Source organism: Pseudomonas sp. MPB03, from assembly GCF_046605385.1.
Classification (GTDB): domain Bacteria; phylum Pseudomonadota; class Gammaproteobacteria; order Pseudomonadales; family Pseudomonadaceae; genus Aquipseudomonas; species Aquipseudomonas zanjanensis.
In genome coordinates, this window is the sequence record NZ_CP176770.1 from 6,156,440 (window position 1) to 6,176,709 (window position 20,270).

Annotated in this window: 16 protein-coding genes, 1 tRNA gene and 1 pseudogene; 12 read left to right on the plus strand and 6 right to left on the minus strand. The window is 61.4% G+C overall.

Features of this window, described 5'->3' with window-relative positions:
• Positions 1-6 precede the first annotated feature (6 nt).
• Positions 7-83, plus strand: a tRNA-Ile gene (locus ACLH0I_RS26895).
• A 132-nt stretch (positions 84-215) separates the two neighbouring features.
• Here ACLH0I_RS26895 and ACLH0I_RS26900 read toward each other — a convergent pair.
• Together ACLH0I_RS26900 and ACLH0I_RS26905 are read right to left on the minus strand one after the other, a co-directional pair.
• Positions 216-464 (minus strand): annotated as a pseudogene (locus ACLH0I_RS26900) (HipA N-terminal domain-containing protein); the annotation flags it as partial.
• Positions 464-715 (minus strand): helix-turn-helix transcriptional regulator, encoded by a 252-nt coding sequence (locus ACLH0I_RS26905; RefSeq protein WP_250962128.1) that lies wholly within the window; start codon positions 713-715, stop codon positions 464-466. The pseudogene ACLH0I_RS26900 and the gene ACLH0I_RS26905, both read right to left, overlap by 1 nt.
• A 292-nt stretch (positions 716-1,007) precedes the next feature.
• Between ACLH0I_RS26905 and ACLH0I_RS26910 the strand changes: the two genes are divergently transcribed.
• The 11 genes from ACLH0I_RS26910 (at position 1,008) to ACLH0I_RS26960 (ending at position 14,417) form a co-directional block, all read left to right on the plus strand.
• Complete coding sequence (locus ACLH0I_RS26910) at positions 1,008-3,296, plus strand: hypothetical protein (RefSeq protein ID WP_411385793.1); 2,289 nt, start codon at positions 1,008-1,010, stop codon at positions 3,294-3,296.
• A 34-nt stretch (positions 3,297-3,330) separates the two neighbouring features.
• Complete coding sequence (locus ACLH0I_RS26915; protein ID WP_018607342.1) at positions 3,331-3,792, plus strand: Lrp/AsnC family transcriptional regulator; 462 nt, start codon at positions 3,331-3,333, stop codon at positions 3,790-3,792.
• A 274-nt stretch (positions 3,793-4,066) separates the two neighbouring features.
• Positions 4,067-5,749, plus strand: a complete 1,683-nt coding sequence (locus ACLH0I_RS26920) for a flavin monoamine oxidase family protein (protein WP_411385794.1) — start codon at positions 4,067-4,069, stop codon at positions 5,747-5,749.
• A gap of 12 nt (positions 5,750-5,761) precedes the next feature.
• Positions 5,762-6,556, plus strand: a complete 795-nt coding sequence (locus tag ACLH0I_RS26925) for a carbon-nitrogen hydrolase family protein (RefSeq protein ID WP_411385795.1) — start codon at positions 5,762-5,764, stop codon at positions 6,554-6,556.
• Positions 6,557-6,618: 62 nt separating this feature from the next.
• A complete protein-coding gene (gene pqqF / locus ACLH0I_RS26930) occupies positions 6,619-9,051 on the plus strand; it encodes a pyrroloquinoline quinone biosynthesis protein PqqF (RefSeq protein WP_411385796.1) in 2,433 nt (810 codons plus the stop codon).
• Between the two features lie 170 nt (positions 9,052-9,221).
• The gene (gene pqqA / locus ACLH0I_RS26935) at positions 9,222-9,296 is read left to right on the plus strand and encodes a pyrroloquinoline quinone precursor peptide PqqA (RefSeq protein ID WP_003177660.1); all 75 of its coding nucleotides are present in this window, start codon (positions 9,222-9,224) and stop codon (positions 9,294-9,296) included.
• A gap of 80 nt (positions 9,297-9,376) precedes the next feature.
• Positions 9,377-10,288: a pyrroloquinoline quinone biosynthesis protein PqqB gene (gene pqqB / locus ACLH0I_RS26940; protein ID WP_411385797.1), complete on the plus strand. Its 912-nt coding sequence runs from the start codon at positions 9,377-9,379 to the stop codon at positions 10,286-10,288.
• 186 nt (positions 10,289-10,474) lie between these two features.
• Positions 10,475-11,227, plus strand: coding sequence for a pyrroloquinoline-quinone synthase PqqC (pqqC, locus tag ACLH0I_RS26945; RefSeq protein WP_250962123.1), 753 nt, complete (start codon positions 10,475-10,477; stop codon positions 11,225-11,227).
• Complete coding sequence (gene pqqD, locus ACLH0I_RS26950; protein ID WP_250962122.1) at positions 11,224-11,499, plus strand: pyrroloquinoline quinone biosynthesis peptide chaperone PqqD; 276 nt, start codon at positions 11,224-11,226, stop codon at positions 11,497-11,499. The genes pqqC and pqqD overlap by 4 nt, the downstream gene beginning before the upstream one ends.
• Positions 11,471-12,622, plus strand: a complete 1,152-nt coding sequence (gene pqqE, locus ACLH0I_RS26955; protein WP_411385798.1) for a pyrroloquinoline quinone biosynthesis protein PqqE — start codon at positions 11,471-11,473, stop codon at positions 12,620-12,622. Before pqqD ends, pqqE begins: the two co-directional genes overlap by 29 nt.
• Positions 12,588-14,417 (plus strand): S9 family peptidase, encoded by a 1,830-nt coding sequence (locus ACLH0I_RS26960; protein ID WP_411385799.1) that lies wholly within the window; start codon positions 12,588-12,590, stop codon positions 14,415-14,417. Before pqqE ends, ACLH0I_RS26960 begins: the two co-directional genes overlap by 35 nt.
• 129 nt (positions 14,418-14,546) lie before the next feature.
• On the opposite strand, the gene ACLH0I_RS26965 is transcribed toward ACLH0I_RS26960, so the two are convergent.
• The 4 genes from ACLH0I_RS26965 to ACLH0I_RS26980 all read right to left on the minus strand — a co-directional run bounded on the left by ACLH0I_RS26965 (position 14,547) and on the right by ACLH0I_RS26980 (position 20,223).
• Positions 14,547-14,705 carry a YqaE/Pmp3 family membrane protein gene (locus ACLH0I_RS26965; RefSeq protein ID WP_003177654.1) on the minus strand — a complete coding sequence of 53 codons (159 nt, stop codon included), beginning with the start codon at positions 14,703-14,705 and terminating at the stop codon, positions 14,547-14,549.
• 345 nt (positions 14,706-15,050) lie between these two features.
• Positions 15,051-16,829, minus strand: coding sequence for an acyl-CoA dehydrogenase C-terminal domain-containing protein (locus ACLH0I_RS26970; protein ID WP_411385800.1), 1,779 nt, complete (start codon positions 16,827-16,829; stop codon positions 15,051-15,053).
• 216 nt (positions 16,830-17,045) lie between these two features.
• Positions 17,046-18,842 (minus strand): acyl-CoA dehydrogenase C-terminal domain-containing protein, encoded by a 1,797-nt coding sequence (locus ACLH0I_RS26975; protein WP_411385801.1) that lies wholly within the window; start codon positions 18,840-18,842, stop codon positions 17,046-17,048.
• A gap of 91 nt (positions 18,843-18,933) precedes the next feature.
• The gene (locus tag ACLH0I_RS26980) at positions 18,934-20,223 is read right to left on the minus strand and encodes a GGDEF domain-containing protein (RefSeq protein ID WP_186706942.1); all 1,290 of its coding nucleotides are present in this window, start codon (positions 20,221-20,223) and stop codon (positions 18,934-18,936) included.
• Between the last annotated feature and the right edge of the window lie 47 nt (positions 20,224-20,270).

The window sequence follows — 20,270 nt, forward strand, 5'->3', positions numbered from 1 at the left end:
TACTGAGGGCCTATAGCTCAGTTGGTTAGAGCAGAGGACTCATAATCCTTTGGTCCACGGTTCGAGTCCGTGTGGGCCCACCAAATTGAAAGCCGCGCATTGCGCGGCTTTTGAGTTTTCAGAAAGGGATTACGCCCTATCCGAAGGTTTTCATAAACGGCTCAGCACATTGCCTGATTGCCGCAACCATATTCGGTGCCCGCTCACACAGCTCAGTTGACGTTCGCCACTTTGGCCAAGCGGTTACGTAGCTGCTCCAAGACGTAACCTTCCGGCAGATTCATCTGGAAGATCGGGTGCAGTTCTCGATGACGATATTCATCCAGGCGCACAGGCATCAATAAACTGATCGCAGCCTGCGCATTAGCTTCTTCGTGATAACGAAACAGGTAGTCTCCACCACTGCCCTGAAACATTTTCCCACTGTCGCCTTCAGGCACCGCAACCTGTAGTAAGGTCGTCATCAGTCGAACACTCCCTGGATTTCGTCAAGCGTGGTCATTGCAGCTGGCACCACGGCGAACTCACAATCCAGAGCTCCCAGAATTCGCGCGTAGGCGAGCATGCCCACCGACAGGTCACCCTTTTCAATGGCGATGACCTTCTGCCGGGTGATACCCGCCAAAGTAGCGAGATCGGCTTGGGTCAGACCGCGATTCAGGCGGCGCTGCCGGACCTGCTGGCCAAGACGTGTTGTGATAAGGGCATAGTCCATGTTCTGTATACGCAACAATCTAATTCAGATGTAACGTATACCTAACTTGTAAAAAAATCAAAACCGCTGTGTCCCACAGGGGAAGCAGTTCTCCCCCGTTAGCCTCTTTCGCTCCATTACAATAAAAATCCCCTCCCCCCTCACCGAGACGCCCATCATCGCCAGCCCCAGCCTCCCCCGCCTGTTTCTTGAACTGTTCTGGCAACTCGGCATCCTGTTGGTACCAGCCTTTTTCGTCACAATACTGCCGCCCCCATTGGCCTTGCTGGCGGTAGTCTGCCTCGGATTGCTGATGGGCCTTGCCGCTTGCCTGGGCTTTTTGGCGATGGGCCGGGGCATTGCCCGGTTAACGGTTGGCGCGGTGTTTGGCCTGGGTTTCAGCCTGGGTCGGGCGTTACCTGAGTGGTGGGGCATTTTGGTGGCGATTGTCGGCATCATCGTCGGGCTCGCCTGCGTCAGTCGCTGGGAGCGGCGCCTTGGGTTGGCGCCCGTTTCCAGCAAAGGGCCGAGTGCCTGGGGTGGAAATGAGCCATTGCTGACCCCTGAAGGCGAGCCGATCCGGGTCTTCAACCACGGCGAAATCGCCATGGGCGGCCCGACCTATTGCGACTATCTGTTCCCTGATGGCGCCCTCCTTCTCGGTTTGGGTTCCTCGGCCCTGTTCTCCCGCGACGGGCGCTACTTCGCCGCGACAATACCGTCCCGGCAGGACTGGGGCCTGCTGATTCTCGACCGCCAGCAGCGTCAGGTGTATCGCTGCGCCGACAGCGAACTCTGGGAGCTGGACGCTTTTGACCTCGGCGTTTTGAGCGGGCGTCATAGCCCACTGGTGAACGACAGCGTTCGCGAAGTTCGGTTGCCTGAGCTATTCCAGACGGCCAGTGTTACGCACCTGCTACCCTTCGCTGACCTGTGGCTGGAATCCGATTGGCATCCCGAACAGGTTCAACAGACCTTTGAACGGCGCTCCCCTGATGGTCAGCATTGCCTGCGGGGCGACATCGCCTTGCCCGCGACCTTTCGCAACCTGGCCCAACCGCTGGAACCGCTGGTTTCCCCGCGCTATACCATCAGCATCAACGAGCAACCGTCCGGCCTGCAGATGGCGGCCGATGCGCCGTTGATCTGGAGCAGCGATCATCGCGCCCTGGTGTGCCTGGCTCAGGCGCAGGATGCCCAAGCAGATGGCGACCAGTATTGGTTGTGGCAGCTCGACAACAGCTGGCGGGCCTTGCCGTCGCCCTGGGTGAGGCGGGAAGCGGAACCATCCTTCTACTGGCATGAATTGCTGGGCCTCGACACCCATCACGTATTTATCGGCTCGTACCTCGACTATGCGCGACCGGGCTCCGGCCGGTATGGCTATCGCCTGGACAGCATCCACGGCGATACCGAGACCCAGGCCGGTCACGACGCCCAAGGTCGCGTGCAGGTTGGCGAATTTACGCTGACCCGCATGACCATCGCGATGCCGTTGGACAGCCAAGGCCAGCGCGGCGATTCATTCATTGAAACGCAACCGATGCAGGACGGAGTACGCGCGCGGCTGACCTGGCTTGTCGATAATTCCGACGGGCTGGGAAGCTATCGTTGCCAGATCGGTGACTGGCACTTGCCGGGAAGTTGGCTGCTGGATCACCGCGTCTCTGACTGCGGACGTTACCTGGCACTGCTGCCCTTCGAACAGTCAACGACCGTAACCACCCATGGGGTGGTTGCCGACGTGAAGGATCGACGCCTGCTGGTAGGGCCGCCGATGTGGGTGCAGCGCATCCTCGATTTTCGTGATGGCCGGCTGAGCCTGGCGGTGGTAGCCGGTCGTCTTGACCAGGATCTGGACAGCAGCGCACTGCAACGCTTCAACATTCCTGCGCCGCCGATTGGCGGTGATCCTGCATTCTTTCATCCCGACGAACGTTCCCGGCTGTTCTACAACACCGTGGAGCTGCAGGTGACGGGTCCACAATTGCACAGCATCGCCCCCTGGCGCCTGGTGGATTGCCCGCAAGTGGCCAACGCCGACGGCGACTTCATCCTGCCCGCGCCTGACCACCGGGATGCCGCCTGGTTGTTTGGCAGCGAAACGGAATATGCCGACAGTTGGGTGCGTGCCCAGACGCCCCGGCTCGGAGGCCATCTGCTGACAGTCTCAGGCTGCGCGTTGGTCGACTTGGCGCCCTCGATGATCTGGTCGACGGATGCCCGTTATCTCGCCCTGACTTGCATGGCGACCGATGCGGCAGAACTGTGTGGCAGCTACCGGGGCTGGCAATTATTGCTTCTGGACGTCCAGCAGCACACGTTGCGGGTGCACCCACAATGGCTGGGCAACCGGCCGCTGTTTGAACGCTTCGACGAGCAACTGCATGTACGTTGCTTTGAGCGCGATTGGGCAGCCGAAGACGATGACGACCCTGGTTCAGTGCAGGCGTTCTCCCTGGATGCTCTGTTGCAGTTGCCCGCTGAACAGTTGGTTTGCCAGGACGGTTTCTGGCTCAGGACGTCACAGACGCACCTGGCCTGCGCCTGGCGCGCACTGGCTTTGCCTGCCGTTGGCTACTTCGCCCATGAGAGCCTGTAACATGCCGCCATCGATGCCTGCGCCGGAGCCCACCTTGACTGACACCCGCCCCCCCGTCCTCGACGAAATCGACCGGCAACTGATCGCGGCGCTACAAATCAACGCCCGGGAAAGCGTCGCGATGCTGGCTCGGCAACTGGGCATCGCCCGCACGACCGTGACGTCGCGGCTGGCGCGCCTGGAAAAGACCAAGGTGATTACCGGCTATGGCGTGCGCCTGGGCCAACGGGTGATTGACGGCGGCCTGCAGGCTTACGTCGGCATCAAGGTCCAACCGCGCTCCGGCAAGGACGTGCTGCGACGTTTGAGCGCCATGGCCCAGGTCCAACAGTTGTGTGCGGTCAGTGGCGAGTTCGACTACGTCGCCTGGCTGCGCACCGACTCTCCAGAACAGCTGGATCAACTGCTGGACCAGATTGGCAGCGTGGACGGTGTCGAGAAAACCACCACCTCGATCATCCTCAGCAGCAAGATCGACCGGGGCCAGCCCGTCTAGCCCTGCGCCACTTAACCTGTGGGAGCGAGCTTGCTCGCGATAGCGGTCTGTCAGTCCATGCAAGCGTTACTGAACTGACGTCATCGCGAGCAAGCTCGCTCCCACAGCGGACTGGTTTCGTCATTACGATGGAATAACTGGTCGAAATGACTGGAAGATATTCAAAACGACGACATATTGTGTCTTATTAACGTGTTCCACCCTCCCTAGAATGGCTGGCATCTTTCCTATACTCAGACGCGAAGCCGCGTCGAGTCGCCCATCAAGGTCAGCCATGAACAAGAACAATCGCCACCCAGCAGACGGTAAGAAGCCCATCACCATTTTCGGGCCGGACTTTCCTTTCGCCTTTGACGACTGGATTGAACATCCGGCCGGCCTGGGCAGTATTCCCGCGCACAACCAGGGTACGGAAGTGGCGATTGTCGGTGCAGGGATCGCCGGTCTGGTGGCGGCGTACGAGCTGATGAAGCTGGGACTCAAGCCCGTGGTCTACGAGGCGTCGAAGATGGGTGGGCGCCTGCGTTCACAGGCGTTCAACGGCGCTGAAGGGGTGATCGCCGAGCTGGGCGGCATGCGTTTTCCGGTGTCGTCCACCGCGTTCTACCACTACGTCGACAAACTGGGGCTGGAGACCAAACCGTTTCCCAACCCGCTGACCCCGGCGTCCGGCAGCACGGTTATCGACCTGGAAGGCCAGACCTATTACGCCCAGAAACTGGCGGACCTTCCTGCCCTGTTCCAGGAAGTCGCCGACGCCTGGGCCGATGCGCTGGAAGACGGCTCACGCTTCAGCGAGATCCAGCAAGCGATCCGCGACCGCGACGTGCCCCGTCTCAAGGCGTTGTGGAACACCTTGGTGCCTCTCTGGGACGACCGCACCTTCTACGACTTCGTCGCCACCTCCAAGGCGTTCGCCAAGCTCTCGTTCCAGCACCGCGAAGTGTTCGGCCAGGTCGGTTTCGGCACGGGCGGTTGGGATTCGGATTTCCCCAATTCGATGCTGGAAATCTTCCGCGTCGTAATGACCAACTGCGACGACCACCAGCATCTGGTGGTCGGCGGCGTCGAACAGGTGCCCCACGGCATCTGGAACCACGTGCCGGAACGCTGTGCGCACTGGCCCGAAGGAACCAGCCTGAATTCGCTGCACCTGGGCGCCCCCCGCAGCGGCGTGAAGCGCATTGCCCGTGCGGCCGATGGCCGGTTCAGCGTGACGGACGTCTGGGAAAATACCCGCGAGTACGCCGCCGTGCTGGTCACCTGCCAGAGCTGGCTGCTGACCACCCAGATCGAATGTGAAGAAGCGCTGTTCTCGCAAAAGATGTGGATGGCCCTGGACCGCACCCGCTACATGCAATCGTCCAAGACATTCGTGATGGTCGACCGGCCGTTCTGGAAGGACAAGGACCCGGAAACCGGCCGCGACCTGATGAGCATGACCCTGACCGACCGCCTGACCCGTGGCACCTATCTGTTCGACAACGGCGACGACAAGCCCGGCGTGATTTGCCTGTCGTACTCCTGGATGAGCGACGCGCTGAAAATGCTCCCGCATCCGGTGGAAAAACGCGTGAAGCTGGCCCTCGATGCCCTGAAGAAGATCTACCCCAAGGTGGACATCGCCGCACGCATCATTGGCGACCCGATCACCGTGTCCTGGGAAGCGGATCCGCATTTCCTCGGCGCTTTCAAGGGCGCCCTGCCCGGCCACTATCGCTACAACCAGCGCATGTACGCGCATTTCATGCAGGACGACATGCCGGCCGAACAACGCGGGATCTTTATCGCCGGCGATGACGTCTCATGGACACCTGCCTGGGTCGAAGGCGCAGTACAGACCTCACTCAATGCCGTGTGGGGAATCATGAAGCACTTCGGCGGAGAAACCCACGCCGAGAACCCGGGTCCAGGTGATGTGTTCCATGAGATCGGTCCGATCGCCCTACCTGAATAAAAGGAGTTTTTGATGCGTGTAGCCCTCTACCAATGCCCACCGCTGCCACTGGATCCAGCCGGCAACCTGCAACGCCTGCACCAGGTAGCGTTGGAGGCCAGGGGCGCCGACGTGCTGGTACTGCCGGAGATGTTCATGACTGGCTACAACATCGGCGTCGACGCGGTGAATGTATTGGCCGAGGTCTACAACGGCGAGTGGGCGCAACAGATCGGCCGCATTGCCAAGGCGGCCGGCCTGGCGATTGTCTATGGCTACCCCGAACGCAGCGAAGACGGGCAGATCTACAACGCCGTGCAGTTGATCGACGCCCAGGGCGAGCGCCTGGCCAACTACCGCAAGAGCCACTTGTTCGGTGATCTCGATCACGCCATGTTCAGCGCTGGCGACTCAGCGCTGCCTATCGTCGAGCTCAACGGCTGGAAGCTCGGCCTGCTGATCTGCTACGACCTGGAGTTCCCGGAGAACGCCCGCCGCCTGGCCCTGGCCGGCGCCGAGCTGATCCTGGTGCCGACCGCCAATATGCAACCCTACGAGTTCATCGCCGACATCACCGTCCGTGCCCGCGCCATCGAGAACCAGTGCTTCGTGGCCTACGCCAACTACTGCGGCCACGAAGGTGAACTGCTGTATTGCGGCCAAAGCAGCATCGCCGCACCGAATGGCAGCCGACCGGCGCTTGCGGGGTTGGACGAGGCCTTGATCGTCGCAGAACTGGATCGACAACTGATGGACGATTCCCGAGCGGCCTACAACTACCTGCATGATCGCCGCCCCGAGCTTTACGACGACCTGCACAAACACTGATTGAGGATTGAGAACGCGGCCTAATCCGCTAGCATGAGCGCATCTTTGTTCTGGAAGCGCTCATGCCGGCCCCCGACTCCCTCCGCCCCCACACTGAAACCCTGGCCAACGGCTTGCGGGTGACATTGCGTCACGTCCCAGGCCTCAAGCGCGGCGCTGCAGTATTGCGAGTCGCGGCTGGTAGCCATGACGCGCCCCTGGCCTGGCCGGGATTGGCGCACTTGCTCGAGCATCTGTTCTTCCTCGGCACCGAGCGTTTTCCCGCTGGGGAGAACCTGATGGCCTACGTGCAGCGCCATGGTGGCCAAGTCAATGCGCGCACCAGCGAACGCACCACGGATTTTTTCTTCGAATTGCCACCCGCCACCTTCGCCGACGGACTGGAACGGCTGGGGGACATGCTCGCTCACCCACGCCTGGATGAGGCCGATCAGTTGCGTGAACGGGAAGTGCTACACGCCGAGTTCATCGCCTGGTCCCGGGATGCTGCAGCCCAGCGACAGCTTGCCTTGCATGACGGCCTGTCGGCGACCCATCCGCTGCGGGGTTTTCATGCGGGTAATCGCGACAGCCTCGCGGTGGAGCACGCCGAATTCCAAAGCGCGTTGCATGACTTCTACCGCAGCTTCTACCAGAGCGGCCAGATGAGCCTGAGCCTGGCCGGCCCGCAAAGCATCGACGCCTTGAAAGCGCTGGCTGAACAGTTCGACAGCCACATACCTGCCGGCGAAGCGCTTGCCAGGTTGGCACCGCCAAAGTTGATGGCATCACCCCAGACGAGTTATCAACAGGCCCGCGAGGGTTGCCTTGATCTGCTGTTCGCCTTTGAAGATTTGCCCAGCGCCTCGCCCCAAGCCTTGGACTTTCTGTGTACGTGGCTGAACTCCAGCAAACCGGGCGGCCTGCTCGCCCTGTTGCGTCAACTCCACTTGGCTGACAGCCTCAAGGCCACCGCGCTGTATGAGTTTGCCGGACAGGCGCTGCTGCACATCAAATTCACGCACGCCAACGCCCAGACAGCGGCGCAGATCCAGCCGTTGCTGCACGACTGGTTGGGCTTCTTTGCCGCCCAGGACGACTGGGCGCCGTTGCGCCAGGAGTTCACCGCACTGCTGCAGCGCCGGCAGGAAACAGGGTCAGCCTTGCAGTTGGCCCGCTGGGATTGTGAAGGACGTGACGGGCCGCTGTTGGCAAATGACCTCCTGAAGCTCAGGGAAATCCTCAAGCAACTGCACCCTGTCGACAACGTCACGGGACAATGGCAACTACCCGCGTCCAACCCGTTCCTGCAAACGCCAAGCGAAGCGCCTCGCGCCGGGTTGATACGCGGACAGACCAGCGCCCACCGTGGCTTGCGCACCTTCGCCCAGGACCGCTCCCGAGGCCGGCGGGAACGCTCGCCCATGCAGTTCAGCCAGGCGCTGCCCGACAACGGTCGTGAAGGCGCGGTGTACCTGCGCTGGCAACTGACGACTCAGGCACCGCTGGATCTTCAATCCCGGCTCGACCGGCATCTGGAGGAGGTGCGTGAGGATGCGCGCCAGGCCGGCGTGGACATCAGTTTCGAACCGTCCGCTCACCAATGGCTGCTGAAACTGGTCGGCTTGCAGGCCCCGATGCCGCGGGTGCTCGAACACGTCCTGGCGAAGCTTTCACAGCCGCTGCCCATGGCTCAGGCCGCCCACGAACCCACACCGATACCCATTCGACACCTGCTCAAAGCGCTGCCGAATCATTGCCGGCAATCGCCAGCGTTGCCAATGCCCGACAGCGACCAAAGCGTGTGGACAACGGCCCGCTGGGATGGACTGTCCATCGGTCTGTCGGCCGCCACTCAAGGGGCACTGGGCCCGGCGTTGGCCCGTGTGCCAGGCATCGCCAGCGAGGACATCAGCTTGGCGATGGCGTCGCGCGGGCAACGAATTTGGCACAGGCTCCAGACCCACGGTGAAGAAGCGGCCGTGTTGCTGTTTTGCCCGACCACCACCCTGGCGCTGGCTGACGAAGCCGCCTGGCGGTTGCTGGCACAGTTGTGCCAGACGCCGTTCTATCAGCGCCTGCGGGTGGAGCTGCAGTTGGGTTATGCCGTGTTCAGCGGCTTGAAGCAGGTCGATGGGCTAACCGGGTTGCTGTTCGGCGTCCAGTCGCCCAGCGTCTCGGCGGCGCAACTGATCGCCCACATCGAGACATTCCTGGCCGGGTTACCGGCGTTGATCCAGCAGCTCGATGATGCGTCCCTGACCGACCAGCAACAGGCGCTCGCCGCTCAACTCCAAACTGATGCCCTGCCCCGCGCCCAGGCCGCCGAACTGCTCTGGCAGGGCAAGTTGGCTGGCCGCCCGTCGGATTATCTTGAGCGACTGGCCGATGCCATCCTGCAACTGGATCGCCCACAACTACGAGCCGCCGCCCAGGGTTTGATCGACGCTGCCGGGGGATGGTATTGCCTGAGCAATGGCGCCTGCCCGACAGAGCGTTGGCAAGGGGCGCAATGATCATTGCAGCCGCTGTAATGAGCTTTCTTCGAGAATCGCGGCGAACGAATTTGTCAGATTTAGTAACATAGCCGCCTAAGCATCTGAACATCTCCGAACGGAGGTGGACTATATGTATAGGTTTCCATCGTTCCATCGAACCTGATTCCCCCAACCAAAGGAGTATTCCCATGTCTTGGTCCAAACCCGCATATATCGACCTGCGTATCGGTTTCGAAGTCACCATGTACTTCGCCAGCCGCTGATTGCTGCAGGCGCTCAAGCACGCAGCACTACGCCTCGGCCAGCCGAGGCGTTTTTATTTCGGTTTGCAGATGGAGCAGCCATGTTCGTCCAGATTCTAGGTTCCGCCGCCGGTGGCGGTTTCCCCCAGTGGAACTGCAACTGCGCCAATTGCGCAGGTTTTCGCAACGGCAGCCTGCGGGCCCAGGCGCGTACCCAGTCGTCCATCGCCCTGTCCGATGACGGGGTGAACTGGGTGCTGTGCAACGCCTCTCCGGACATTCGCGCCCAGCTCCAGGGCTTTGCCCCCATGCAGCCGGGCCGGGCCCTGCGCGACACCGGCATTGGCGCGATCATCCTGATGGACAGCCAGATCGACCACACCACCGGTCTGCTCAGCCTGCGTGAAGGTTGCCCGCACCAAGTCTGGTGCACCGACATGGTCCATGAAGACCTGAGCACCGGCTTTCCGCTGTTCAACATGCTGACCCACTGGAACGGCGGGTTGAGTTGGAATCGCATTGAACTCGACCAGAGTTTCACCATCGCCGCCTGCCCGAACCTGCGCTTCACCCCACTGCCCCTGCGCAGCGCCGCCCCACCTTATTCCCCGCACCGCTTCGACCCGCACCCGGGCGACAACATCGGGCTGATCGTCGAAGACCTGCGCACAGGCGGCAAACTGTTCTATGCCCCGGGCCTGGGCAAGGTCGACGAGTCGTTGCTGTCGATCATGGCCGGCAGCGATTGCCTGCTGGTGGACGGCACGATGTGGGACGACGATGAAATGCAGCGCCGTGGCGTCGGCACCCGCACCGGTCGGGAAATGGGCCACCTGGCTCAAAACGGCCCCGGCGGCATGCTGGAAGTGCTGGAGCAACTGCCCGAGCAGCGCAAGGTCCTTATCCATATCAACAACACCAACCCGATCCTGGACGAAGACTCGCCCGAGCGGGCTGAGCTTGTACGTCGAAAGATTGAAGTGGCTTACGACGGAATGAGTATTGAGTTGTAGGTTGTGGAAGTGCGCACAATGTTTGTGCCGGATGATAGACCGCCTTCGCGAGCAGGCTCGCTCCCACAGGGATCCCGGTCGTACCTGATATTTGCTGCGCATAAAAACCCAATGTGGGAGCGAGCCTGCTCGCGAAGAGGCTAGACCAGGCACCACCGCCGCCAACGGTTATTCCCGGAGACCGAAATGACTGACACCCCCCTGTCCCCCACCGAGTTCGAAGCCGCCCTGCGTGCCAAAGGCGCGTATTACCACATCCATCACCCCTATCACGTGGCGATGTATGAAGGCCGTGCCACTCGCGAGCAGATCCAGGGCTGGGTCGCGAACCGCTTCTACTACCAAGTGAATATCCCGCTCAAGGACGCCGCGATCCTGGCCAACTGCCCGGACCGGGAAATCCGCCGCGAGTGGATCCAGCGCCTGCTCGACCATGACGGCGCGCCCGGCGAAGACGGCGGCATCGAAGCCTGGCTGCGGCTGGGCCAGGCGGTGGGCCTGGACCCCGATCAACTGCGCTCCCAGGAATTGGTGCTGCCGGGCGTGCGCTTCGCGGTGGACGCCTACGTCAACTTCGCCCGCCGGGCCAGTTGGCAGGAAGCCGCCAGCAGCTCGTTGACCGAACTGTTCGCCCCGCAGATCCACCAGTCGCGCCTGGACAGCTGGCCGCAGCACTACCCGTGGATCGACCCGACCGGCTATGAATACTTCCGCACCCGCCTGGGCCAGGCCCGGCGTGATGTGGAGCATGGCCTGGCGATCACCTTGCAGCACTACACCACCCGCGCAGGGCAAGAACGCATGCTGGAGATTCTCCAGTTCAAACTGGACATCCTCTGGAGCATGCTCGACGCCATGACCATGGCCTACGAACTGAACCGCCCGCCCTATCACACCGTGACCGACCAACGGGTCTGGCACAAAGGAATTACCCTATGAGCTTCGACCGCCGCCAAACCCCGCGCTGGCGCCCCGGCTATCGCTTCCAGTACGAACCGGCCCAGAAAGGCCACGTGCTGCTCTATCCTGAAGGCATGATCAAGCTGAACGACAGCGCTGCGCTGATCGGAGGCCTGATCGATGGTGAACGGGATGTCGCGGCGATCATCGACGAGTTGGCGAAGCAGTTTGCCGACGTGCCGGAACTCGGTGACGACATCGAGCAATTCATGGAGGTCGCCCGTGCACAGCACTGGATCACCCTTGCCTGAGAAGCCCGCCGTCGGCCTGCCGCTGTGGCTGCTGGCCGAGCTGACCTATCGCTGCCCGCTGCAATGCCCATACTGCTCCAACCCGCTGGACTTCGCCGAGCAAGGCAAGGAACTGAGTACCGAGCAGTGGTTCAAGGTGTTTCGCGAAGCCCGGGAGATGGGCGCCGCGCAGTTGGGTTTTTCCGGTGGCGAGCCGTTGGTGCGCCAGGACCTGGCCGAATTGATCGGTGAAGCGCGCAGGCTGGGCTTCTATACCAATCTGATCACCTCTGGCATCGGTTTGACCGAACAGAAAATCAGCGACTTCAAAAAGGCCGGCCTGGACCATATCCAGATCAGTTTCCAAGCCAGCGACGAACAGGTGAACAACCTCCTGGCCGGCTCGAAGAAAGCCTTCGCGCAAAAACTGGAAATGGCCCGGGCGGTGAAAGCCCACGGCTATCCGATGGTGCTGAACTTCGTGACCCATCGGCACAACATCGACAAGATCGACCGCATCATCGAGCTGTGCATCGCCCTGGAAGCCGACTTCGTCGAGCTCGCCACTTGCCAGTTCTATGGCTGGGCGCAGCTCAACCGCGTCGGCCTGCTACCCACCCGGGAGCAACTGGTGCGCGCCGAGCGCATCACCAATGAGTACCGGGCCAAGCTGGAAGGCGAAGGCAACCCGTGCAAACTGATCTTTGTCACACCGGACTACTATGAAGAACGCCCCAAGGGCTGCATGAACGGCTGGGGCAGCATTTTCCTCACCGTCACGCCGGACGGCACGGCATTGCCCTGTCACGGCGCCCGACAGCTACCGGTGCAATTTCCCAATGTGCGCGACCACAGCATGCAGCACATCTGGTACGACTCGTTCGGCTTCAACCGCTTTCGCGGTTACGACTGGATGCCCGAACCGTGCCGCTCCTGTGATGAAAAGGAAAAGGACTTCGGCGGCTGTCGCTGCCAGGCGTTCATGCTCACGGGCGATGCCAGCAACGCCGACCCGGTGTGCAGCAAGTCCGAACATCACGGGGTGATCCTCAAGGCGCGTGAAGACGCCGAGCACGCCACACAAACCATTGAACAACTGGCCTTTCGCAATGAACGAAACTCGCGCCTCATCGCTAAAAGCTGAGCCTTTCAGCGCCACCCAGGCCGTAGCCGCCGGCACCGACTTCGCCGAACTGCAAGTCGGGCCCTTGGGCTTGTTCTGGAATGAATACCGCCCCGCGGACGGCGCCTGCCGGATCTGGCATTGGCAAGACGCCAAGGCCCGCTGCCTGACGCCAGATGGCTTCAGCGCCCGAAGTCGGGTCTATGAATACGGCGGCGGATCGTTCTGCCTGAGCCATGATGGCGTGCTGTTCGTCAACGAGGCCGACCAACAGCTGTACCATCAATCGCTGAGTGGCGAACAGCCCGTGGCGCTGACCTTCGGTGAGTGCCGCTATGGGGACCTTGGCTTTGCCGACGGCCAGGTGTTGGCGGTGGAAGAACAGGCCAACCAGCATCGCCTGGTGTCGATCGGATTGGCGGATCATCAACGGCATCTGTTGGCCGAAGGCGCCGATTTCTACGCTTCGCCAACCCTGAGCCCGGACGGCCAGCGGCTCGCCTGGATTGAGTGGAGCCGTCCGCACCAACCCTGGACAGCGACGCGGTTGATGCTGGCCGAGCGCAACGCTTCGGGCTGGAGTGAACCGCGCTGTGTGGCCGGCAACGGTCAGGAAGAATCCATCCAGCAACCGCGCTTCGACGCGGCCAGTCGCCTTTATTGCCTGACTGATCGCGGCGGCTACTGGCAGCCCTGGATGGAATCGGCCCAGGGTTTAGAACCCCTGCCCGCCGCCGCAGCCGATCATGCCCCAGCGCCGTGGCAACTGGGTGGCTGTACCTGGCTGCCGCTGGACGAACACACCTACCTGGCGAGTTGGACCGAAGCAGGTTTCGGACGCCTGGGCTTGTGCCGCCGTGACAATGCCAGCGACGATTTCACCGGCACCTACAGCCGCTTTCGCAGCCTGGCGCTGGATGAGCGGTTCATCTACGCCATTGCCGCCTCGCCGACTCATCCATCGGCAGTCATTGCCATCGAGCGACAACATCATGAAGTAGTGGTGCTGGCCGGCGGCGTCACGCCATTACCCATCGAACAGATCAGTCGTCCGCGAACCCTGCGCTATCCATCCGGGTCAGGTGAAGCCCACGGGTTCTTTTACCCGGCCATGAATGCACAAGCGAAGCCGCCCTTGGTGGTGTTCATTCACGGCGGCCCTACCTCGGCCTGTTATCCCCTGTTCGATCCGCGTATCCAGTATTGGACCCAGCGCGGCTTTGCCGTTGCCGATCTCAATTACCGCGGCAGCAGCGGTTATGGCCGGGCGTATCGGCAGGCGCTGCATTTGAATTGGGGCGTGGTGGATGTCGAGGACGCCTGCGCGGTGGTCGCCTATCTGGATGAACAAGGCCTGATTGACAGCCGTTACGCGTTCATTCGAGGTGGCAGTGCCGGTGGCTACACGACCCTCTGCGCCTTGGCGTTCCAGGATGTATTCCGTGCCGGCGCCAGCCTCTATGGCGTGAGCGATCCTGTCGCCCTCGGCCGGGCCACGCACAAGTTCGAAGGTGATTACCTGGACTGGCTGATCGGCGACCCGCAACAGGACGCCGAACGCTATCGCGCCCGCACTCCGCTGTTGCACGCCGGGAACATCCGCGTGCCGGTGATCTTTTTCCAGGGTGAGTTGGACGCCGTGGTGGTACCGCAGCAAACCCGCGACATGGTCAGCGCTTTACAGGCCAACGGCGTGGCGGTCGAGGCCCACTACTACCCGGATGAGCGCCACGGTTTTCGCAAGGCGGCGAACCAGGCCCATGCGCTGGAGCATGAGTGGTTGTTCTATCGCAAGGTGATGGATAGCGATCTGTAGGCAGTGGGAACACCACCTGTGGCGAGGGAGCTTGCTCCCGCTCGATTGCGCAGCAATCGCAAAAGCTTGGGGCCGCTGCGCGACCCAGCGGGAGCAAGCTCCCTCGCCACAGATCTAACAACAGAAACTTCAGCGCTTGGCGATGATGTACACCGCGTGCACGATGCCTGGGATGTAACCCAACAGCGTCAGCAGGATATTCAACCAGAACGCCCCGCCAAAACCGACTTGCAGGAACACTCCCAGTGGCGGCAGCAGGATGGCGATAATAATGCGAATGAAATCCATGGATGACTCCCTGATCGACGATGGCCAAATTGCCATATAGCTCATTGACCCCAGACCGCTCGTCAGGGTTCAGTGGGACCCATGCTGAAGCAGCCCCAAGGGTTAGGCGCCTGCAAGAATAAAAAACGCAGGCAAAAGAAAACCCCGCCGAAGCGGGGCTTTGCAGACTGTTTCCCTGACATCCATTTCACTCCGCCGTCCTGGCAGAATCCTACGTGTCCGTGTTGTTACTTTGCGCGTCCTGCGCTACGTCCATGGAAGCTAGGTTAGTCCTGGATCCAATTCGCCGATAGAGGGAAAACACCGGCACGTTGTGTAAGCAAATGCTTACACAACGTCATCGTTTCAGAACTGGCCGGCTTCGAGCAGGAACAGCGACTCGCTGCCCGCCTTTACCGAAGCGCTCAAGGAGTGGATACGCGGCAGCAGGCGGGCGAAATAGAACCGCGCCGTCCCGAGTTTGCTGGCGTAGAAATCATCCTGGTTTTCCTTGCCCAAGGCAGCCCGGGCCATCAGCGCCCACATGTAGGCATACGCGGTGTAGCCGAACGCCTGGAGATATTCCACCGACGCTGCGCCAATTTCGTTCGGGTTGCTCTTCGCCCGGTCCAGCAGCCAGTCGGTCAACTCATCCAGCGTGTCGACCGCGCTGTTCAACGGTTTGATGAACTCTTCCAAGTCGCCGTTCGCAGTGGCGGTGAAATGGCGAATCTCATCGGCGAACAAGCGGTAGAACGCACCGCCGCTGCCGACGATCTTGCGTCCCACCAGGTCCAGCGCCTGGATACCGTTGGTGCCTTCGTAGATCTGGGTGATGCGCACGTCACGCACCAGTTGTTCCTGGCCCCATTCGCGGATGTAGCCATGGCCGCCGAATACTTGTTGACCATGGACGGTGGTTTCCAGGCCCAGGTCGGTCAGGAACGCCTTGGCCACCGGCGTCAGCAACGCCACCAAGTCTTCGGCGCGCTTGCGGGTGACCGGGTCTTCGCTGAACTTGGCGGTGTCCAGTTGCATCGCCACGTAGGTGGAAAACGCCCGGCCACCCTCGTTCGAGGCTTTCATGGTCAAGAGCATCCGGCGCACGTCGGGGTGGACGATGATCGGATCAGCGACCTTGTCCTTGTTCTGCGCACCGGTGGGCGAGCGGCTTTGCAGGCGGTCGCGGGCGTATTCGACGGCGTTCTGGTAGGAACGCTCACCGGTGGCCAAGCCCTGGATGCCAACCCCGAGGCGCTCGTAGTTCATCATGGTGAACATCGCCGCCAGGCCTTTGTTCGGCTCGCCCACCAGATAGCCCACGGCTTCATCGAAGTTCATCACGCAGGTGGCGGACGCCTGGATGCCCATCTTGTGTTCGATCGAGCCGCAGTTGGCCGCGTTGCGCGCGCCCAGGCTGCCGTCGGCATTGACCATGAACTTGGGCACCAGGAACAGCGAAATGCCCTTGGGGCCTGCCGGCGCGTCCGGGAGTTTCGCCAGTACCAAGTGAATGATGTTCTCGGTGAGGTCGTGCTCGCCACCGGTGATGAAAATCTTCGTGCCACTGACCTTGTAGGAACCGTCCGCCTGGGGCTCGGCCTTGGTGCGGATGATCCCCAGGTCCGTGCCTGCATGGGGCTCGGTCAGGCACATGGAACCGGCCCAGACGCCGGCGTACATGTTCGGCAGGTACGTCGCCTTCAGCTCTTCGCTGGCATGGGCATTGATCGACAGGCAAGCGCCGGCGGTCAGCATCGGGTACAGGCCGAAGGACAGGCTCGCGGAGTTGACCATTTCCTCGACCTGGGCCGAAACGGCCTTGGGCATGCCCATGCCGCCATACACCGGATCGCCGCCGACACCGACCCAACCGCCTTCAGCATAAGTCTTGTAGGCCTGTGGGAAACCTGCCGGCGTGGTGACGGCACCGTCCGCCCAGTGGCAACCTTCTTCGTCAGCGGAACGACTGAGAGGCGCGATGCTTTTGCTGGTGACTTTACCGGCTTCTTCCAGGATCGCTTCGACCGTTTCAGCGTCCACGGTGTCGGCCAGCACCGGCAATTGGGCCCAGAGTTTCGCGACCTCGAACACTTCATTGAGGACGAAGCGCATATCGCGCAGGGGCGCTTTGTAGTCAGCCATGGCAAACCTCGCAGGATCTAAACAATTGTTCGTAAAAGACGGTTTTCGCAGTGACCCGAGTGTACCTCAACAACTTTTGCGACACATAGGGTCAACCAATGACTGTTTTGTTATTTTTAGTCACTAGAAAAGATCGCAGGCTTCGCCAGCTCCTACAGGGAATACGCATTTCCATGTAGGAGTTGGCGAAGCCTGCGATCTTTGGCATTCCCCTCATCAGAGCGCAAACAACTCCGCCGGCAGCTTCATCAGGCATTCGCTCCCCGCCTCGATGGCGGCCCGATGAGCGGTCGTGCGCGGCAACAGGCGCTTGAAGTAAAACTCGCACGTCGCCAGTTTGCCCTGGCAAAAATCGCTGTCTCCAGTGCCACCGTCGAGTTGCGCCTGGGCCACCAAGGCCATGCGCAACCACAGGTAGGCCAGGATGATGTAGCCGCTGTACATCAGGTAGTCCACTGAGGCGGCGCCCACTTCGTCCGGGTTCTTCATGGCAGCCATGCCAACCTGGGTGGTCAGTTCGCCCCATTCCCGGTTGAGCCCGTCCAATTGCGCAATATAGGCGTTGAGCTGCGGATGCCCGGCGTTGGCGGTGCAGAATTTATGGACAATTTTAGTGAAACCACGCAGTAACTTGCCCTGGCTGCCCAATACCTTGCGCCCCAGCAGGTCCAAGGCCTGGATGCCATTGGTGCCTTCGTAGATCGGCGCGATCCGACAATCGCGCACAAGCTGCTCCATGCCCCACTCGCGGATAAAACCGTGTCCGCCAAAAACCTGCATGCCGTGGTTGGTCACCTCCAGCCCGGTGTCGGTCATGAAGGCCTTGCAGATCGGGGTGAGGAACGCCAGCAGGTCCTCGGCCTCCTGGCGAGCGGTTTCGTCCTGGCTCAAGTGCGCGGTGTCGAGCAGTTGCGCAGTGAAATAGGTCAGCGCCCGGTTGCCTTCGTTGAAGGCCTTCATGGTGAGCAACATCCTGCGCACATCGGGATGGACGATGATCGGGTCGGCGACTTTTTCCGGCGCCTGGGGGCCGGTCAGCGCGCGCATTTGCAAACGGTCGTTGGCGTATTTGATCGCACCCTGGAAGCTCGCCTCCCCCAGGCAAAGGCCCTGCATGCCGGTGCCGAGGCGGGCATGGTTCATCATGGTAAACATGCAATTAAGGCCTTTGTTCGCCTCGCCGATCAGGAAACCCTTGGCCCCGTCGAAATTCAGCACGCAGGTAGCCGATGCCTTGATGCCCATTTTGTGCTCGATCGATCCGCAGGAAACGCCGTTGCGCTTCCCGGCCTCACCCGCGGCGTCCGGCAGGAACTTTGGCACGATAAACAGCGAGATGCCCTTGGTCCCGGCCGGAGCATCGGGCAGCTTGGCGAGCACCAGATGAATGATGTTGTCGCTCATGTCGTGCTCGCCGGCGCTGATGAAGATCTTGCCGCCGGTCACCGCGTAGCTGCCGTCCGCCTGGGGCACCGCGCGGGTCTTGATGATGCCGAGGTCGGTGCCACAGTGGGCTTCAGTCAGGCACATGGTGCCGGTCCACTGGCCGGCGGTGAGTTTACTGAGATAGGTCTGCTTCTGTTCCTCGGTGCCGTGGGCGTGGATGGCCGACATGGCGCCGTGGGTCAGGCCGGGATACATGCCCCAAGAGGTGTTGCTCGATCCGATCATTTCGCTGATGACCAACCCCAGGGAACTGGGCAAGCCCTGGCCACCGTAAGCTGGGTCCGCCGCCAGGCCATGCCAGCCGCCTTCCACGTACTGTGCGAAGGCTTGCCTGAAGCCTGTAGGCGTAGTCACCACGCCATTGTCGAAATGGCAGCCCTCTTCGTCACCCGAGCGATTGAGGGGCGCCAGCACGTTCTCACAGAACCGAGCGCCCTCCTCGAGAATGGCGCTGACCATGTCCGGACTGGCATCGCTGGCACCCAGTTCGGCATAACGGCCATGAAAATCGAAGACATGGTCGATCAAGAAGCGCATGTCGCGCAGGGGAGCTTTGTACTCGGGCATGGTGGTTTTCTCCGGTAGCAGATCGTTCCAACCTACTGCCGGCCACCCAGGCCCACAATCACAGTCCAGACGCTGAATGCGCCATCATCACTCAACCCGCGGCGGCTTCCATGCGCACTGCGCCGCGGCGATTCTGTCCATAGGCGATCACGCAGTTTCGCCCCGCGCCCTTGGCGTTATAGAGCGCCTGGTCCGCCGATTTGAGTACCTCTTCGGGCGTACGCTGCTCGATGCGCTCGGCCACGCCGATGCTGACGGTCACCGATACGCTGGAGGCGCCAGTGCCGGAGCGCCGCTGACGGCCTTGCTGATCATCCTGGGGACGGCTGTCGGGATTACGCAGTTGGATAGCGTACGTCTCGATGGACTGGCGAATAACTTCCAGATGGGGCATGCATTCGTCGATGGTCTTGCCCGCGAACACCAGGGCGAATTCCTCGCCGCCGTAGCGATACGCCCTACCGCCACCGCCGATTTTCGACAGTTTGCTGGCGACCAGGCGTAGCACTTGGTCGCCCACGTCGTGGCCGTGGGTGTCGTTGAATTTCTTGAAATGGTCCACGTCGCTCATTGCCAACACATAGTTACGCCCCAGGCGCTGCATGCGTTCATTCAATGCACGACGCCCCGGCAGGCCGGTGAGCTCGTCACGGAAGGCCATTTGATACGCCTCGTGGGCGACCGCCGCGGCGATCATCAACATCACCTGGCTGCACATGATGTTCAGGGTGAATGGCAGGATGAAGGTTTTCGGCAGCATCCAGAACAACCCGAGCAGTCCCACCAATTGCGCCGCGTGCAACGGCCGGGGGTTACGCCAGTATTGCCAGGCCAGCAGCAGGAACGCGGCGGCGAACATCGGGTAGGACAATTGGATCAGGCTCATCCAGGCGCCGTGCAACGCGGGCCAGCGGATCTCCGACAGCCACAACAACAACGCCTGTGGGAAGCTCTGCTCCAACGCCAGCGCCACGCTGCCGAAAACCAGCAAAACCGCAAACCGCGCCACCATGTCCTGGAACAAATGGGTGCGCTCCTGCCACGCCGCGAACAGCCCGAACAACAGCGGCAGCAACAGGCAGACGAGATGGAACACCACCGCCGCGTCTTCACGCACCTTGCCGTTGTCGCGGTAGAAATCGGTCTGGGTATCCAGCAGGAAGTAGGCGATGTACACCGTGACCATCAGAAACAATTCACGTTGACGTCGGTAGACGGAGCAATACGCCCCGCCCAGCAACAACACCAGCGTCGGCAGAACGTTGAACAACGAGGTGAAGAAAACGTTGAGATCCTTGACGTAGGCAGCCGCAAGCCCCGCCACCAACAACAGCAACGACGGTAGGAAATGGCTCAGGCGTACAGCGGAAGAACGCGGCAAGGGTAAAGCTCCGACCCGGCTGATCAAGGATGGCATTGTGCCTGCGC

Bases quoted from the DNA above. Each gene is read 5' to 3' on its own strand.
- ACLH0I_RS26960 (WP_411385799.1), top strand. From the start codon at position 12,588: ATGAACGAAACTCGCGCCTCATCGCTAAAAGCTGAGCCTTTCAGCGCC.
- pqqC (WP_250962123.1), top strand. From the start codon at position 10,475: ATGACTGACACCCCCCTGTCCCCCACCGAGTTCGAAGCCGCCCTGCGT.
- ACLH0I_RS26920 (WP_411385794.1), top strand. From the start codon at position 4,067: ATGAACAAGAACAATCGCCACCCAGCAGACGGTAAGAAGCCCATCACC.
- pqqB (WP_411385797.1), top strand. From the start codon at position 9,377: ATGTTCGTCCAGATTCTAGGTTCCGCCGCCGGTGGCGGTTTCCCCCAG.
- ACLH0I_RS26910 (WP_411385793.1), top strand. From the start codon at position 1,008: ATGGGCCTTGCCGCTTGCCTGGGCTTTTTGGCGATGGGCCGGGGCATT.
- ACLH0I_RS26905 (WP_250962128.1), bottom strand. From the start codon at position 715: ATGGACTATGCCCTTATCACAACACGTCTTGGCCAGCAGGTCCGGCAG.
- ACLH0I_RS26965 (WP_003177654.1), bottom strand. From the start codon at position 14,705: ATGGATTTCATTCGCATTATTATCGCCATCCTGCTGCCGCCACTGGGA.
- pqqD (WP_250962122.1), top strand. From the start codon at position 11,224: ATGAGCTTCGACCGCCGCCAAACCCCGCGCTGGCGCCCCGGCTATCGC.
- pqqF (WP_411385796.1), top strand. From the start codon at position 6,619: ATGCCGGCCCCCGACTCCCTCCGCCCCCACACTGAAACCCTGGCCAAC.
- ACLH0I_RS26925 (WP_411385795.1), top strand. From the start codon at position 5,762: ATGCGTGTAGCCCTCTACCAATGCCCACCGCTGCCACTGGATCCAGCC.
- ACLH0I_RS26975 (WP_411385801.1), bottom strand. From the start codon at position 18,842: ATGCCCGAGTACAAAGCTCCCCTGCGCGACATGCGCTTCTTGATCGAC.
- ACLH0I_RS26970 (WP_411385800.1), bottom strand. From the start codon at position 16,829: ATGGCTGACTACAAAGCGCCCCTGCGCGATATGCGCTTCGTCCTCAAT.